This is a genomic window from Bacillus sp. FSL K6-0138 (assembly GCF_037982765.1).
Taxonomy (GTDB): Bacteria; Bacillota; Bacilli; order Bacillales; family Bacillaceae; genus Bacillus; species Bacillus glycinifermentans.
On the sequence record NZ_CP150286.1, the window covers coordinates 1,529,160 to 1,544,773 of the forward strand.

General features: G+C 48.4%; 16 protein-coding genes and 1 other RNA gene. 13 read left to right on the forward strand and 4 right to left on the reverse strand.

Features of this window, described 5'->3' with window-relative positions:
* Positions 1-22: 22 nt before the first annotated feature.
* From hisS to MHB78_RS08310, 5 genes are all read left to right on the forward strand, one after another.
* Positions 23-1,297, forward strand: coding sequence for a histidine--tRNA ligase (hisS, locus tag MHB78_RS08290; protein WP_046132110.1), 1,275 nt, complete (start codon positions 23-25; stop codon positions 1,295-1,297).
* Positions 1,298-1,311: 14 nt separating this feature from the next.
* Positions 1,312-3,090, forward strand: coding sequence for an aspartate--tRNA ligase (gene aspS / locus MHB78_RS08295; RefSeq protein WP_046132111.1), 1,779 nt, complete (start codon positions 1,312-1,314; stop codon positions 3,088-3,090).
* 68 nt (positions 3,091-3,158) lie between these two features.
* A non-coding RNA gene (gene ssrS / locus MHB78_RS08300) (6S RNA) lies at positions 3,159-3,352 on the forward strand.
* A gap of 146 nt (positions 3,353-3,498) precedes the next feature.
* Positions 3,499-4,263, forward strand: a complete 765-nt coding sequence (locus MHB78_RS08305; protein WP_046132112.1) for a tRNA threonylcarbamoyladenosine dehydratase — start codon at positions 3,499-3,501, stop codon at positions 4,261-4,263.
* A 189-nt stretch (positions 4,264-4,452) separates the two neighbouring features.
* Positions 4,453-4,845 carry a hypothetical protein gene (locus MHB78_RS08310; RefSeq protein WP_052948550.1) on the forward strand — a complete coding sequence of 131 codons (393 nt, stop codon included), beginning with the start codon at positions 4,453-4,455 and terminating at the stop codon, positions 4,843-4,845.
* Between the two features lie 18 nt (positions 4,846-4,863).
* Here the strand turns inward: MHB78_RS08310 and MHB78_RS08315 are convergent, their stop codons facing one another.
* Positions 4,864-6,129 carry a replication-associated recombination protein A gene (locus tag MHB78_RS08315; protein WP_046132113.1) on the reverse strand — a complete coding sequence of 422 codons (1,266 nt, stop codon included), beginning with the start codon at positions 6,127-6,129 and terminating at the stop codon, positions 4,864-4,866.
* 407 nt (positions 6,130-6,536) lie between these two features.
* Between MHB78_RS08315 and MHB78_RS08320 the strand changes: the two genes are divergently transcribed.
* The 8 genes from MHB78_RS08320 (at position 6,537) to MHB78_RS08355 (ending at position 13,391) form a co-directional block, all read left to right on the forward strand.
* Positions 6,537-6,953 (forward strand): Rrf2 family transcriptional regulator, encoded by a 417-nt coding sequence (locus MHB78_RS08320; RefSeq protein ID WP_046132114.1) that lies wholly within the window; start codon positions 6,537-6,539, stop codon positions 6,951-6,953.
* A gap of 19 nt (positions 6,954-6,972) precedes the next feature.
* Positions 6,973-8,112 (forward strand): cysteine desulfurase family protein, encoded by a 1,140-nt coding sequence (locus tag MHB78_RS08325; protein WP_046132115.1) that lies wholly within the window; start codon positions 6,973-6,975, stop codon positions 8,110-8,112.
* Positions 8,113-8,196: 84 nt separating this feature from the next.
* Positions 8,197-9,315, forward strand: coding sequence for a tRNA 2-thiouridine(34) synthase MnmA (gene mnmA, locus MHB78_RS08330; RefSeq protein WP_046132116.1), 1,119 nt, complete (start codon positions 8,197-8,199; stop codon positions 9,313-9,315).
* A gap of 87 nt (positions 9,316-9,402) precedes the next feature.
* Positions 9,403-10,053, forward strand: coding sequence for a tetratricopeptide repeat protein (locus MHB78_RS08335; RefSeq protein ID WP_046132117.1), 651 nt, complete (start codon positions 9,403-9,405; stop codon positions 10,051-10,053).
* Between the two features lie 57 nt (positions 10,054-10,110).
* Positions 10,111-12,483, forward strand: a complete 2,373-nt coding sequence (locus MHB78_RS08340; protein WP_046132153.1) for an ATP-dependent RecD-like DNA helicase — start codon at positions 10,111-10,113, stop codon at positions 12,481-12,483.
* Between the two features lie 88 nt (positions 12,484-12,571).
* Complete coding sequence (locus MHB78_RS08345; RefSeq protein ID WP_046132118.1) at positions 12,572-13,033, forward strand: PRC-barrel domain-containing protein; 462 nt, start codon at positions 12,572-12,574, stop codon at positions 13,031-13,033.
* Between the two features lie 19 nt (positions 13,034-13,052).
* Entirely contained in the window at positions 13,053-13,244 is a 192-nt protein-coding gene (locus MHB78_RS08350) for a hypothetical protein (protein ID WP_046132119.1), read from the forward strand.
* Between the two features lie 15 nt (positions 13,245-13,259).
* Entirely contained in the window at positions 13,260-13,391 is a 132-nt protein-coding gene (locus MHB78_RS08355) for a YrzQ family protein (protein ID WP_065894754.1), read from the forward strand.
* Between the two features lie 33 nt (positions 13,392-13,424).
* Here MHB78_RS08355 and MHB78_RS08360 read toward each other — a convergent pair whose 3' ends face one another.
* Genes MHB78_RS08360 through MHB78_RS08370 form a run of 3 tightly spaced genes read right to left on the reverse strand, consistent with a single transcriptional unit; the run spans position 13,425 to position 15,593 of the window.
* Positions 13,425-14,075: an amino acid ABC transporter permease gene (locus MHB78_RS08360; protein WP_046132120.1), complete on the reverse strand. Its 651-nt coding sequence runs from the start codon at positions 14,073-14,075 to the stop codon at positions 13,425-13,427.
* A 21-nt stretch (positions 14,076-14,096) separates the two neighbouring features.
* Positions 14,097-14,747 carry an amino acid ABC transporter permease gene (locus MHB78_RS08365; protein ID WP_046132121.1) on the reverse strand — a complete coding sequence of 217 codons (651 nt, stop codon included), beginning with the start codon at positions 14,745-14,747 and terminating at the stop codon, positions 14,097-14,099.
* A gap of 39 nt (positions 14,748-14,786) precedes the next feature.
* Positions 14,787-15,593, reverse strand: coding sequence for a transporter substrate-binding domain-containing protein (locus tag MHB78_RS08370; RefSeq protein ID WP_099047115.1), 807 nt, complete (start codon positions 15,591-15,593; stop codon positions 14,787-14,789).
* Between the last annotated feature and the right edge of the window lie 21 nt (positions 15,594-15,614).

The window sequence follows — 15,614 nt, forward strand, 5'->3', positions numbered from 1 at the left end:
TGAAAAAGAGGAGGCTTTACAAATGGCATTTAACATTCCAAGGGGAACACAGGACATCCTCCCCGGAGAATCAGAGCGCTGGCAATATGTCGAGAACATTGCGAGAGAGACTTGTCATGCATATCACTATAAAGAAATCAGGACGCCGATTTTTGAACATACAGAATTATTCTCACGGGGTGTAGGAGAATCGACGGATATCGTTCAAAAAGAGATGTATACATTCGCAGATAAAAAAGGGAGAAGCCTCACGCTTCGTCCTGAAGGTACGGCTTCTGCGGTACGCTCGTTTGTTGAAAATAAACTATTTGCGAATCCGACGCAGCCGACAAAGCTGTATTATATCGGACCGATGTTCCGCTATGAACGGCCTCAAACCGGGCGCTACCGTCAATTCTATCAATTCGGCGTCGAAGCGATCGGTTCGAGCGATCCGGCGATCGATGCGGAAGTCATTGCCCTGGCGATGAGCGTATACCGAAAAGCCGGTCTGCAAAATGTGAAGCTCGTCATTAACAGCCTTGGCGACAAAACGAGCCGCATTGCGCACAGGGAAGCGCTGATCCGCCACTTTGAGCCGCGCATTGATGAGTTTTGCGGAGACTGCCAAAAACGCCTCAAGCAAAACCCGCTCAGGATTTTGGATTGCAAAAAGGACAGAGAGCATGAGCTTTTGAAAACGGCTCCTTCGATTCTTGATTATTTAAATGACGAATCGAAAGCATACTTTGAAAAGGTTCAGCAATATTTAACAGATATCGGGATTTCGTTTGAAGTGGATCCGAACCTCGTCAGGGGGCTTGACTACTATAACCATACGGCTTTTGAAATCATGAGTGATGCAGAAGGCTTCGGCGCCATCACGACGCTCGCTGGAGGGGGCCGCTATGACGGCCTTACCGAGGAAATCGGCGGACCGAAAGCGCCGGGCATCGGCTTTGCGATGAGCATCGAGCGCCTGCTTGCCGCAATTGACGCCGAAAATGTGAAGCTTGCTGTCGATGAAGGACTCGACTGCTATATCGTGACGCTGGGGGAAAAGGCGAAGGACTATTCCGTATCCCTTCTCTACAAGCTGAGGGAGGAAGGAATCTCCGGCGACATCGATTACGAATTTAAAAAAATGAAAGGCCAGTTTAAAGCGGCCGACCGCCTCAACGCAAAATATATCGCGATTTTAGGCGAAGATGAACTCAAGGACAACAAAATCAATGTCAAAGATGCAAAAACGGGAGAACAACAGGAAATCAAACTTGACAAATTCATCCGTTTTATGAAAGCAAACACTGAAAGGTAAAGGAGAGGAACGCTTTGTTTGGACGAACGTATTATTGTGGCGAAATCACGGAGAAGGCGATTGGAGAAACCGTTGTACTAAAAGGATGGGTTCAAAAAAGACGCGATCTCGGAGGTCTGATTTTCATCGATTTAAGAGACCGATCCGGCATCGTTCAGGTTGTCTTTAATCCCGATCTTTCCGCAGATGCGCTCAAAACGGCGGAAACGATCCGCAGTGAATACGTGCTTGACATCACGGGCAAAGTCGTCGCACGCGAAGAAGCCACGGTCAATCCCAACCTGAAAACAGGCAAAATTGAAATCCAGGCTGAATCGGTCACCGTGCTGAGCGCGGCAAAAACGCCTCCTTTCGCGATCAGTGACCAGGCCTCCGAAGTGTCTGAAGACGTCAGATTGAAGCACAGGTATCTCGACTTGCGGCGGCCGGAGATGTACAACACGTTAAAAATGCGGCATAACGTTACGAAAGCCGTCCGCAGCTTCCTTGACGATAACGGCTTTATCGATATAGAAACACCGGTATTGACAAGAAAAACGCCTGAAGGAGCGCGCGATTATCTCGTACCGAGCCGCGTTCATGAAGGCGAATTTTACGCACTGCCGCAGTCCCCGCAGCTTTTCAAGCAGCTATTGATGGTGTCCGGTTTTGACCGCTACTATCAAATCGCTCGCTGCTTCAGGGATGAAGATTTGCGCGCCGACCGCCAGCCGGAGTTTACGCAGATCGATATCGAAATGTCGTTTATGAGCCAGGAAGACATCATGAAGCTTGCTGAAGAGATGATCGCCAGGGTGCTGCTGGAAACACGGGGCATTGAAATCCCGCTGCCGCTGCCGAGAATGTCTTATCAAGATGCGATGAACCTTTATGGTTCAGACAAACCTGATACACGGTTCGGCATGCTGTTGACCGATGTGTCAGAAACCGTAAAGGACTCTGATTTTAAAGTATTTGCGTCAGCCGTGGCAGATGGAGGCGCAGTCAAAGCAATAAACGTAAAAGGGGCAGCATCCAAATATTCGCGGAAAGACATCGATGCGCTCGGCGAATTCGCCGCAAACTACGGGGCGAAAGGACTGGCATGGCTGAAAGCCGAAGCGGACGGTTTAAAAGGGCCGATTGCGAAGTTCTTCCAGGATGAAAAAGGACAGGCGCTCGCTGAAGCGCTAAACGCGGCGGAAGGGGACCTCATCCTCTTTGTCGCAGACCGGCTGGAAGTCGCCAATGACGCTCTCGGCGCACTGCGCTTAAAGCTCGGAAAAGATTTGAAACTGATCGATGAAAGCTTGTTCAACTTTTTATGGGTTGTGGATTGGCCGCTTCTTGAGTATGACTCAGAAGAAGGACGCTTCTATGCGGCGCACCACCCGTTCACGATGCCTGTCCGGGAAGACCTGGAACTGGTCGACACGAATCCGGAAGACATGAAAGCTCAAGCCTATGACCTCGTCTTAAACGGCTATGAGCTGGGCGGCGGATCGATCCGTATTTTTGAAAAAGACGTTCAGGAGAAAATGTTTGCGCTTCTCGGTTTATCTGAGGAAGAGGCGAAAGAACAGTTCGGCTTCCTGCTTGAGGCGTTTGAATACGGGGCTCCCCCGCACGGCGGAATCGCGCTCGGCCTTGACCGGCTTGTGATGCTGCTCAGCGGCCGAACCAATTTGAGAGATACGATCGCCTTCCCGAAAACAGCAAGCGCAAGCTGTCTGTTGATGGAAGCTCCTAGCGAAGTTGACAGCGCCCAGCTCGATGAGCTGCACCTGTCAATCAACCGCAAAGTTCGACAGTAAATTGTAAAATATACGGCTGTTCATCCCATTGAAAATCAAGGGGACGTATGATATCATTTTTAACAAATAAAGTCCTGATGTGTTTGTTGTACACCTAGTTTTGACCGAACATTTCTTTACTTGGGAGTTCATTGTTTTCAAACGGAGTAAATGCCTCTTTTCACTCGAAACCGGAGGACTTGCAAAGTTTGGAACAGAACACCCACCTGCCGAGAGCGGGATCAAAACGAAGGAATGCGGCAACGGCACAATCGGGACTTTTTTGTAGTTTGAAAATTTTGGCCATACTTAGAAAAGTGTATGAGACAAAAGCAAAAATATGAATGAAAATTGAACAGACAGCTTGTTTAATGACCCGATTATGATAAGATACTATCGGTAACTGTATATAAAGATGGAGTGAGATTCTTGTTACATCAGTTTTCACGCAATGAATTAGCGATTGGCAAAGAAGGATTGAAAATTTTAAAAAACAGCACGGTTGCCGTTTTGGGAATCGGCGGCGTCGGTTCGTTCGCGGCAGAAGCGCTCGCCCGCTCCGGAGTCGGCAGAATCGTAATGGTCGATAAAGACGACGTTGACATCACAAACGTCAACCGTCAGCTTCCCGCGCTGCTTTCGACGGTCGGCCAGCCCAAGGTTGACTTGATGAAGGCAAGGATCGCCGATATCAACCCGGAATGCGATTGCATCGCCTTAAAGATGTTTTATACGGAAGAAACGTATGAGCAGTTTTTTGCCTATGAACCTGACTATGTGATCGACGCCTCGGATACGATTCATTATAAGATCCATTTAATGAAGGAGTGCCTCAAGCGGAACATCAAGATCATTTCAAGCATGGGCGCGGCCAATAAGACGGATCCGACGAGGTTTCAAGTCGCCGATATTTCAAAAACGCACACAGATCCGATTGCAAAAGTGATTCGGACGAGACTGCGCAAAGAAGGCATTACAAAAGGCATTAAAGTCGTCTTTTCCGATGAAAGCCCAATCGTGATCCGCGAAGACGTCCGCAAAGTCGTCGGAAATGATGAGGCGAAAATCCGCAAAGCGCAGATGCCGCCGTCATCAAACGCCTTTGTTCCGTCAGTCGCCGGCTTAATCATGGGCGGCCATGTGGTCATGGAGCTATTGAAAGATATTCCGATCAAAAGGGTGAAAGATAAATAATGCAAAAGGATAGCAAGGGAATGCCGCCGGCTATCCTTTTTGCCGTTTTGGAGGAAGTTCATGAGAAGATGGAGCAAAGATAAAAGGCGATTGGACGATTTGATATGCGAAAGTCTAAAAAATCGGGTGAACTTTCACGTTACGGCATATCGAAAAGCCCATGATTAAATGGGGAGGGCTTTCATTAATGTGGACGGGAAAGATATATTCAGCATGTGCACGCTTACAGCGATAAACAAAACGACCGAAATAGAGTCCCGATCCAATAGCGTAAGAAATGTTGATGATGTAACGGAAAACGAGCGGATTTATGACGAAGCCCTGCATCAGGCAAATGAAGACGGACATTTTTATCGATACCAATTTTTTGCTGCGCTTGACGAGTATTTCACAAACAGTATTAATCAAACATTGTCGTCTGAACAAGTTCTTGTCAGAATGCTCGGAATGATAGATAGAAGGACGGGCAGACGCCGGCTCTTAAAAATGGTACCGGTCATTGACCGCGAACACGAAATCGTCAAGTATTTTTACAAGCTCAGAACGGAAGCGGAACGAAAAATGGCCCGTCTCCCCGGATAAAGGGGGATGGGCCGTTTTTCATTTTGTCTTCATCAGCTTGTCATATACCTGTTTAAGCGCGAGTTCAAATTTTCCCGTCTGCTTCGGTTCGTAATACACTTTGTTTTTCAATGGATCAGGCAGGTATTGCTGCTTGACCCAGCCGTTTTCGTAGTCGTGCGGGTATTTGTAATCAACGCCCCTGCCAAGCTCGGCAGCCCCTTTATAATGGGCGTCTTTTAAGTGTTTCGGCACATCGCCGATTTTTCCTGACCGGACGTCTGCCAAAGCCTTGTCAACTGCGAGGATGGCCGAGTTTGATTTAGGCGACAGGCAAAGCTCGATTACGGCGTTTGCCAGAGGAATGCGCGCTTCGGGGAACCCGATCCGTTCCGCTGTTTGAATCGCTTGGAGCGTTCTCCCGCCGGCCTGCGGGTTTGCAAGTCCGATATCCTCATAAGCGATGACGAGAAGCCTCCGGGCAAGGCTTTCCAAATCACCGCCTTCCATCAGCCGCGCCAAATAATGGAGAGCAGCATTCACGTCAGATCCCCTGATCGATTTTTGAAAGGCGGAGATCACGTCATAATGAGCGTCACCGTCTTTGTCATGTGCGAAGCTTTTTTTCTGGAGGCATTCTTCCGCCGTTTCCGTCGTAATATGAATGATTCCTTCTTCATTTTCTTTTGTCGACAGAACGGCAAGCTCCACTGCATTTAGTGCCGAACGGACGTCTCCGCCGCAGCCTGCCGCGAAATGGTCGAGCGCTTTCTCGTCAATCTCAACCTGATATGAACCTAAGCCTCTGTGCTCGTCATGCAGAGCCCGTTCGATGGCTGTTTTGATTTGGTCCGGGCTCAAAGGGTGCAGCTCGAAAATTTGCGTTCTGCTTCTGATCGCCGGATTAATCGCATGATAAGGATTGGCCGTCGTCGCCCCGATCATGATGATCATTCCGTTTTCCAAATACGGCAGAAGGAAATCCTGTTTGCCTTTGTCGAGCCGGTGCACCTCGTCCAATATTAATATCACCTGACCGGACATTTTCGCTTCAGCGGCAACTGCTTCCATGTCCTTTTTGTTGTTGATCACCGCGTTCAGCTTCCGGAAGGCGATGCTTGTGCTCCCGGCAATGGCCGTTGCGATCGATGTTTTTCCGATGCCGGGCGGCCCGTACAGGATCATAGACGAAAGGTGCTTTGCCTGCACCATCCGCTGAATGATCTTGCCTTCTCCTACGAGATGATCTTGGCCGAGAACCTCTTCAATTTTTGTCGGACGCATTCGAAATGCTAATGGTTTCATGATCAATCTCTCCTGAATATATTCTTTTTATAGAGTAACGGAAAAAAGACGATTAGAAAAGAAATCAATATGGCAACACTGATTATATAGCGGAAAATGAAAGTTTATATAAAGTGTGCTATAATTACCTGTAATCTATCAGACGGACAAGCAAAATGCTTGCCGGCATATAGCGGCTTGTACACGCAGAAGAAATATCCGGACGGCCGACAGCAGGGCGGGGATATCTTTTTTTTCGGCGGAAATCTCCGTAACGAAATGCGGTTCACGGCTTCCGCATCCTGTGAGAGGGCCCAGAGTACCTTCGTCCGGAGCGAAACTCGGCTAAAGACTTTCACGTCCTGTGAAACGGCCTGAGTAACTTCGTCCTGAAGGCATGATTTTGTTATAGGTTAGAGGTGTTTAATTTGAAAATATCAACTAAAGGCAGATACGGGCTGACGATTATGATTGAGCTTGCCAAGAAGCATGGCGAAGGCCCGACTTCTTTGAAAAGCATTGCCCAGACAAACGATTTATCCGAGCATTATTTGGAACAGCTTGTATCCCCGTTGCGGAATGCCGGGCTTGTCAAAAGCATCCGCGGCGCATACGGCGGCTATATTCTTGGCGATGACCCAGCTTCCATTACGGCGGGCGACATTATCCGCGTGCTGGAAGGCCCGATCAGCCCCGTTGAAGTGCTTGAAAACGAGGAGCCTGCCAAACGCGAGCTGTGGATCAAGATCCGCGACGCCGTCAAGGAAGTGCTTGACTCCACGACGCTCGAAGACTTGGCAAGCTATACGGAAGGCGATCAGGAAGCCTATATGTTTTACATTTAAGACTTGAGGTGTAAAGAGGATGGAACGGATTTATTTAGATCATGCAGCAACTTCTCCGACCGATCCGCGCGTAGTAGAAAAAATGCTGCCTTATTTTACGGAAAACTTCGGCAATCCTTCAAGCATTCATTCCTTCGGCAGAGAAGGCCGGAAATGGATTGATGATGCAAGGGCGATGATCGCCGGGGAAATCGGAGCGCGTGAGAATGAAATCGTTTTTACGAGCGGCGGCACGGAAGCCGACAATATGGCGATTTTAGGAAGCGCGCAGGCGAATAAGGATAAAGGAAAGCACATCATCACGACCAAGATAGAGCATCACGCAGTACTGCATACATGCAACAGGCTGGAGGAAATGGGCTTTGATGTGACATACCTTGACGTTGACAAAAGCGGCCGGGTTTCCGCCCGGCAAGTCGAGGATGCGCTGCGCGATGATACCATCCTTGTCACGGTAATGTACGGAAATAATGAAGTGGGGACGCTTCAGCCGATTGACGAAATCGGAGCGCTTGTAAAAGACCATCAGGCATTGTTCCACACAGATGCCGTTCAGGCGTTCGGTTTCTTGCCGATCGATGTAAAAGGCAGCCATATCGACATGATGTCTGTTTCCGGGCACAAACTGAATGGACCGAAGGGGACAGGCTTTTTGTATGTCAATGAAAAAGCGAAGCTCACGCAGATTGTTTTCGGAGGCGAACAGGAACGCAAACGCCGGGCCGGAACGGAAAACGTGCCAGGGATCGTGGGGTTGAGCGAAGCCGTTATTCTCACAAAACAGGAAAGAGAAGAAAAAACGGCTCTTTACCGCCGCTTCAAAAACATCATCACCAAAACGCTTGAACGTGAAGGCGTCCGATTTGAAGTGAACGGAAGTCTTGAGGACAGTCTTCCCCATATTTTGAACTTGTACTTCCCTGGGGTTTCGGTCGAGGCGCTGCTCGTTAACTTGGATATGGCCGGCATCGCGGTATCGAGCGGATCGGCCTGCACCGCCGGATCGGTTCTTCCTTCCCATGTTCTCTCCGCGATGTTCGGAGAACATGCAGATCAGCTCACTTCATCAATACGGATCAGCTTCGGCTTTGGCAATACCGAAGAGCAAATAAAGCGCGCGGCAGAAGAGCTCGCAAAGGCCGTAGATCGTCTGGCGTGAGCTAAAGATTCGCATCGCGCTTGATAATGGTGATATGATCTGTGAAGGATAAGTTAATGAATTGATTTATTGGAGTTGATGAAAATGACGAAGCGGCCTGAAGATACACGGGTAGTCGTCGGAATGTCCGGTGGCGTTGATTCTTCTGTCGCAGCCCTGCTTTTGAAAGAGCAAGGCTACGATGTCATCGGGATTTTTATGAAAAACTGGGATGACACCGATGAAAACGGGTTTTGCACCGCTACGGAAGATTATGAAGATGTCATTAAAGTCTGTAACCAAATCGGCATCCCGTATTATGCGGTTAATTTTGAAAAGCAATATTGGGAAAAGGTATTCCAATATTTTCTTGATGAATATAAAGCGGGCAGAACGCCGAATCCCGATGTCATGTGCAATAAAGAAATTAAATTTAAAGCCTTTTTGGAGCACGCTTTGTCGCTTGGCGCAGACTATCTTGCCACAGGCCATTATGCGAGGGTCGACCGTACGGAAGGCAGGGTTAAAATGCTGAGGGGACTTGACGAAAATAAAGACCAGACGTATTTCCTGAACCAGCTGACAGAAGAACAGCTTGATAAAGTGCTGTTCCCGATCGGCGAGCTGCAAAAAAGCCGCGTCCGCGAAATCGCAAAAGAAGCGGGACTTGCGACGGCGGCGAAAAAAGACAGCACGGGCATCTGCTTTATCGGCGAACGGAATTTCAAAACATTCCTCAGCCAATATCTGCCGGCACAGCCGGGAGAGATGCGGACGATGGAAGGCGAAGTCAAAGGCAGCCACGACGGTTTGATGTATTACACGATCGGGCAAAGGCACGGCCTTGGCATCGGCGGAAGCGGAGAGCCGTGGTTTGTCGTCGGAAAAGATCTCGAAAAAAATATTTTGTATGTTGATCAAGGCTTTGACAACCCGCTCTTGTATTCAGACAAGATCACGGCGACAAACGTGAGCTTTGTGCACAGCGGCGCCTTCAGCGATGAGTCTGAACTTTCCTGCACGGCTAAGTTCCGCTATCGCCAAGCTGATCATGAGGTCACCGTCAAAATGACCGGAACCGATGAAGCGGAAGTCATCTTTAAAGAGCCTGTCCGCGCCGTGACGCCTGGACAAGCAGTCGTCTTTTACAGAGGCGAAGAATGCCTTGGCGGCGGAACGATCGATGACGTATACAAAGACGGGCAAAAGCTCTGGTATGTATAATAAACAAAGCCCCGGAAGCCTGGGGCTTGACGGCTGTCGACTTTGTCGACGGCCTTTTTAAAATCGAGCACGAAAGGGAGAAGGCTTTTGGACTACAACCAAATCGGAATTGATGCCATGCAAAAGGGAGACTTTGAAAAAGCGGCCGAAGCATTTACAAAAGCAATCGATAAAAACAGCGGCGATGCCGTTCCATACATCAACTTTGCAAACCTGCTGTCGGCACTCGGCGAATTGGACAGGGCGCTCGCCTTTTATGAAAGGGCGGTAAGCCTTGATGAAAAAGCCGGAGCGGCTTATTATGGAGCCGGAAATGTCTATGTCATGAAAGAGCGCTACCAAGAGGCAAAGGATATGTTTGAAAAAGCATACCGGACGGGCATGGAAAACAGCGACTTGTTTTATATGCTCGGAACCGTGCTCGTAAAACTTGAGCAGCCGAAGCTCGCTTTGCCGTATTTGCAGAGGGCGGCCGAATTGAATGAAGCGGATCACGAAGCCCGCTTTCAATACGGGCTGTGCCTTGCCAACGAAGGCCTGCTGGACGAAGCGATCACCCAGTTTTCCACAGTAACGGAGCTCAATCCGGGGCATGCCGATGCTTATTATAATTTAGGCGTTGCATACGCCTATCAGGAAAACCGGGAAAAAGCGCTTGCGATGCTGAACAAAGCGATCGACATACAGCCTGACCATTTCTTGAGCATCCAGGCCAAGCAATTGCTCGAAGAAGCATGATGCCGAGAGCGCTGTAAAGGAGGGAGGAGCACAGTGAAACACCAAAATCCGGACCAAATGCGAATGGATGAGGCGTCCTTTCTGAAGGGAACGGTAACAACTGTCATCTATCACAACGAAACAAATCTCTATACCGTGCTGAAAGTAAAAGTCCAGGAAACATCTGAATCGTTTGATGAGAAAACCGTTTCCGTCACAGGTTATTTTCCGGCGATCTTTGAAGATGAAACGTATACGTTTTACGGAAAAACCGCCTCCCATCCGAAGTTCGGCCTCCAATTTCAGACGGATCATTTTAAAAAAGAAGTCCCCACGACAAAAGAGGGCGTCATTCAATATTTGTCGAGCGACTTGTTTGAAGGCATCGGCAAAAAAACGGCAGAAGAAATCGTCAATAAGCTCGGGGAAGGCGCGATCAACAAAATTCTGGGCGACGCTTCAGTGCTTTACGACGTCCCGAAGCTGTCAAAGAAAAAAGCGGATAAGCTTGCCGCCGCGCTTCAGCAGCACCAGGGGCTCGAGCAGATCATGATTTCGTTAAGCGAGTTCGGTTTTGGACCCCAGCTTTCGATGAAAATTTATCAGGCATATGAATCGGAAACGCTTGATAAAATCCGCGAAAATCCGTACCAGCTCGTGAAGGACGTCGAAGGGATCGGCTTTGTGAAAGCGGATGAACTGGGCGGCCGAATGGGGATTTCGGGCAGGCATCCAGAACGGGTCAAAGCGGCGATTTTATTTACGATCGAAGCGGCATGCCTGCAGGAAGGGCATACTTACATCGAGACAAAACAGCTCATCATCGAGACGCAAAAGCTGCTGAACCAGTCGCCAGGCGAAGAAAAGGTGACCGAAATGGATGTGGCGGATTCGATCATTTCGCTCGGCGAACAAAAGGAATTGTTCATAGAAGATGACAGGTGCTACTATCCTTCGCTTTACTATGCTGAACAAAGCTTTGCCAAAAGGGTGCTGACGATCGCGGAACAAACCGAATATGACGATCAGTTCCCCGAATCGGAATTTTTGCTTGCTTTAGGGGAGCTTGAGGAACGGATGCAGGTTCAGTACGCGCCAAGCCAAAAAGAAGCGATTCAAAAAGCGCTGATGTCTCCGATGCTCCTTTTAACCGGAGGACCGGGGACTGGGAAAACGACGGTCATCAGGGGAATTGTCGAATTGTACAGCGAGCTTCACGGTTTGAGCTTGAATCCGGCTGATTATAAAAAAGACGAGGCGTTTCCGTTTGTCCTGGCTGCGCCGACAGGCAGAGCGGCCAAACGGATGAGCGAGTCGACGGGGCTTCCGGCCGTGACGATTCACAGGCTCCTCGGCTGGAACGGTTCTGAAGGGTTTACACATGACGAGGACAACCCGATCGAAGGCCGGCTGGTAATTATCGACGAGACGAGCATGCTCGATATATGGCTTGCCAATCAATTGTTCAAAGCGATACCCAACCGGATACAGGTCATCATGGTCGGAGACGAAGATCAGCTTCCGTCCGTCGGACCGGGACAGGTGCTCAGGGATCTTTTAGCCTCGAACGTCATTCCTTCCGTCAGATTAACCGATATCTACCGGCAGGCTGAAGGTTCATCAATCGTGGAACTTGCGCATGATATGAAAAAGGGCCGGCTGCCGCAAAATTTGACAGCGCCGACAAAGGACCGGTCATTTATCAGGTGCCGTCAGCAGCAAATGAAAGAGGTCGTGGAAAAAGTCGTCCAAAACGCATTGCAAAAAGGGTATTCCGCACGGGACATCCAAGTGCTCGCTCCGATGTACAGAGGACCGGCGGGAATCAATGAATTAAACGTGCTTTTGCAAAACATCCTCAATCCGCCGAAGCAAAAAGGCAGGGAATTGAAGTACGGGGATGTCGTCTACAGGACGGGAGATAAAGTTCTTCAGCTCGTCAACCAGCCGGAGCACAATGTGTTTAACGGAGATATGGGAGAAATCGTCTCCATCTTTTATGCGAAGGAAAATACGGAAAAAGAAGACATGGCCGTCGTCTCTTTCGACGGCAACGAGATCACATTCACCAAAAAGGATTTTAATCAGTTTACGCATGCTTACTGCTGTTCGATTCATAAATCGCAGGGCAGCGAATTTCCGATCGTCATCCTTCCCGTCGTCAAAAGCTATTACCGGATGCTGAGAAGAAATCTGCTTTATACGGCAATTACAAGAAGCAAAAAATTTCTCATTTTGTGCGGCGAAGAGGAAGCGCTCGAATGGGGCATCAAAAACAAAGATTCCTCTGAAAGGCAGACTTCGCTCAAGAGAAGGCTTCAGCAGGCAGCGCATGAAGAAGACGAAGAGCTCGCCGCGCTCCAAAAGGAGCTGCCGTTTAGCATATATGACGCCAATATCGGCATGGAGGGCATTACACCGTTTGACTTTATGGAAAAAGAGGCGGAATAAAGCTTTTTCATGGAATCCATTTCATCGTATGAGTCCCGTTCCAACGGCAGAACCTAAGACTGTTCTGAAAAAGGTGGTTGATCACACTTTGAGAACATGCAATGAGCTGGAAGGGCTCAATGTCTACGACAGGCAGTCGTCTCTTTTGCTTGGAGCGGTGACAGATATTTGTTTTTCCCAGGAAGGGACATGCCTCGGATTTGTCATGGAAGAGAAGCGGCGCTTTTACAACCATCGCTCGCTCCTTCCGCTTCCCTCCGTCACTGAGATTAATCGTGACGGGATATTCGTTGATTTCACCGTATTTAAGCCGATGCAAATCCCAAAGCAGAGCATTTCCTATGACCAGCTTAAACAAAAAATGGTCAAAAACGGGAGCGGCGATACGCTGGGAATACTGGAAGATGTATACTTTTCTTCCGACTCGGGCATAATCGTATCATACGAACTTTCAGACGGTTTTTTTGCCGACTTGTCAGGCGACAAAAAGCACATCCAGCCATCAGGCGAACCGCTTCAAGTAGGCAGAAGCACAATCGTCCTGAATTAAATAAGAGGTGTGTATACGAATGCTGATCTGCCCGAACTGCAAAGGCAAAGACATCGGAAAAATCGGTGTGAATCAATACTATTGCTGGGGATGCTTCATAGAGCTGACCCTTTCGAAAGGAAAAATTTCAACCCATCAGGTGGAAGAAGACGGAACATTGAGCAGTCTTGACGATCTGTTTACGGATGACGAACGTACGATTAACCTTTGAATGGAGGTTAGAATGTTGAATCGGACAATGACTTCTCTCATTTCGTTAGGTGCCGGGGCGTTGATGTATTACATGGCGTCTCAAAGCGACATGATGAATAAACGGAACATGAGAAAGCTTAGAAGGCGCGTTATGAGAATGTTTTAAAGAGAGGGGTACCCGTTCTTCGGGTATCCTCTCTTACGTTTCCCTTGCTTCCAAACGTCTCGCTGCAAGCGAAAGACAGTAATTCACCGTAAAATACATCAGGGCAACCAACAGGAAGATAGGGATGAGACAGTTGCCTTTTTGTCCGTTGATCACCTGTGCATTATGGGTCAGTTCCGGCAGGGCGATCACCACGGCCAGCGATGTATCCTTCAAAAGCGAGATGAATTGGCTGACGATCGGCGGGACCATTCTTCTGAGCGCCTGCGGCATGATGATCGACATTAATGTCTGAATATACGTCAAGCCGGAAGAACGGGCCGCTTCAATCTGGCCTTTATCGATCGATTGCAATCCGCTTCTGATGATTTCTGAAAGCATCGCCGACTCAAACACGGTTAATGCTGCAATCGCTGAAGCTGTGATGCCCAGTTTGATGCCGACTTCAGGCAAAGCAAAATAAGTAAAGAAGATAATTAACAACAGCGGCAGATTTCGAATCGTCTCCACGACAACGGCCAGCATGGTTGAGACGACGGGAATATTTGCAAAACGCAGCGTCCCGATGACGCCGCCGATGATAAAGCTGAGAATAATGGAAATAAACGCAACCTTCAACGTGACATAAAAACCGTTTAACAAAAATAAAAGATGGTCTGGTGTATAAGCGCCGGAAAAATCCATAACATGTCACCCTCCTGCCTGTTAATTGCTTTTGGCCAGCTTTTTTTCCAATTGTCCGACTCCAATGCTGAGCGGTATCGTTAACAGCAGATAGAACAGCCCCACAAAAATATAGACGTCAAAGGTGACCAGGGTGCTGGAAGAAATCAGATCCCCTTGATACATTAAATCCATTCCTGCGACAACGCCGAGAATAGAAGAATTTTTGACTAAATTAATAAACTGATTTCCCAGCGGAGGAATCACGATTTTAATCGCCTGCGGCAATATAATGTATCTCATCGTTTGGTTGTAGGTTAAACCGGACGACCTTGCCGCTTCCATTTGTCCTTTTGGCACCGATTGGATTCCGGCGCGTATCGCTTCGGCGATAAATGCCGCCGTATAAATCGTTAACGCGATCGTTCCGGCGGTAAAGCCGTCTATGACCATTCCGCTAGACGGAAGGCCATAGAAGAAAACGAACGTAATCAATAAAAGCGGGATATTGCGGACGAATTCAACATAGGCGGTACCCAGCCAATGTAAAGGTTTCAGCGGCGCAATTCTCATGACGGCAATGATTGTCCCCAGCAAAAAGCTGCAGATTAAACCGATGACGCTTGCTAAAATGGTCGTTTTAAAGCCTTCCAAATACATTTCCCAATTTTCGGTGAGTATCGAGAAGTTCAATACGCTTCACACTCCTTTAACGAAAGCCGGCTATTGTCGTCATCCTTCCTTGATCCATTTTTTGTAGACCTTGTCGTATTCGCCGCTTGATTTCAGCTCTTTTAACGCTTTGTTGATTTCCTTTACCAGCTCTTTTTGTCCTTTTTTCACGGCAATTCCGTACGGCTCTTCGGTAAACGTACCGCCGACTAAGTGGAAGGAAGAATCCTCATCAGCCATTCCGTACAGGATCGCATTATCTGTCGTTAAAGCGTCGCCCTGTCCTGATTTTAAAGCGGTAAAGGCTTCTGCGTAATTTTCGAATTCAAGAACGGAGGCTTCAGGAGCTTCTTTGCGGATGTTTTGTGACGATGTCGACCCTTTTACCGCCAAAACTTTTGTTCCTTTGCCAAGGTCGGCCGTGCTTTTGATCGGGCTGTCTTTTTTGACGAGGAGCGACTGGCCTGCTTCAAAGTACACATCTGAGAAATCGACTTCTTTTTTGCGTTCTTCCGTAATGGTCATGGTGGCGATAATGGCGTCAATTTCGTTATTTTGCAGCATAGGAATCCTTGTTTTGGATGTGACTTCTTTAAACTCGGCTTTGTTTTCGTCGCCGAGAATTTGTTTGGCAAGCTGTTTGGCGATATCGATATCAAAGCCTTCGATTTCGCCTGACTTCGGATCTTTCAAGCCGAACAGCCGCGTGTCATTTTTCACACCGAATACGATTTTGTCCCGCTTTTTAATCGTTTCAAACGTATTCGTATTCCCGCTGTCAGATCCTCCGGTTTCCTTTCCTCCGCAGGCGGCAAGAAGCATGATCGCTAAGAGAGCAGTAAATCCGAATGCCGGGATTTTTTTTATAAGTGACATACCTATTCCTCC

What these genes read in the sequence shown, in the direction of transcription:
- hisS (WP_046132110.1), top strand. Translation starts at nt 23, where the DNA reads ATGGCATTTAACATTCCAAGGGGAACACAGGACATCCTCCCCGGAGAA.
- MHB78_RS08315 (WP_046132113.1), bottom strand. Translation starts at nt 6,129, where the DNA reads ATGAAACCATTAGCATTTCGAATGCGTCCGACAAAAATTGAAGAGGTT.
- MHB78_RS08325 (WP_046132115.1), top strand. Translation starts at nt 6,973, where the DNA reads ATGGAACGGATTTATTTAGATCATGCAGCAACTTCTCCGACCGATCCG.
- mnmA (WP_046132116.1), top strand. Translation starts at nt 8,197, where the DNA reads ATGACGAAGCGGCCTGAAGATACACGGGTAGTCGTCGGAATGTCCGGT.
- MHB78_RS08340 (WP_046132153.1), top strand. Translation starts at nt 10,111, where the DNA reads ATGCGAATGGATGAGGCGTCCTTTCTGAAGGGAACGGTAACAACTGTC.
- MHB78_RS08350 (WP_046132119.1), top strand. Translation starts at nt 13,053, where the DNA reads ATGCTGATCTGCCCGAACTGCAAAGGCAAAGACATCGGAAAAATCGGT.
- MHB78_RS08360 (WP_046132120.1), bottom strand. Translation starts at nt 14,075, where the DNA reads ATGGATTTTTCCGGCGCTTATACACCAGACCATCTTTTATTTTTGTTA.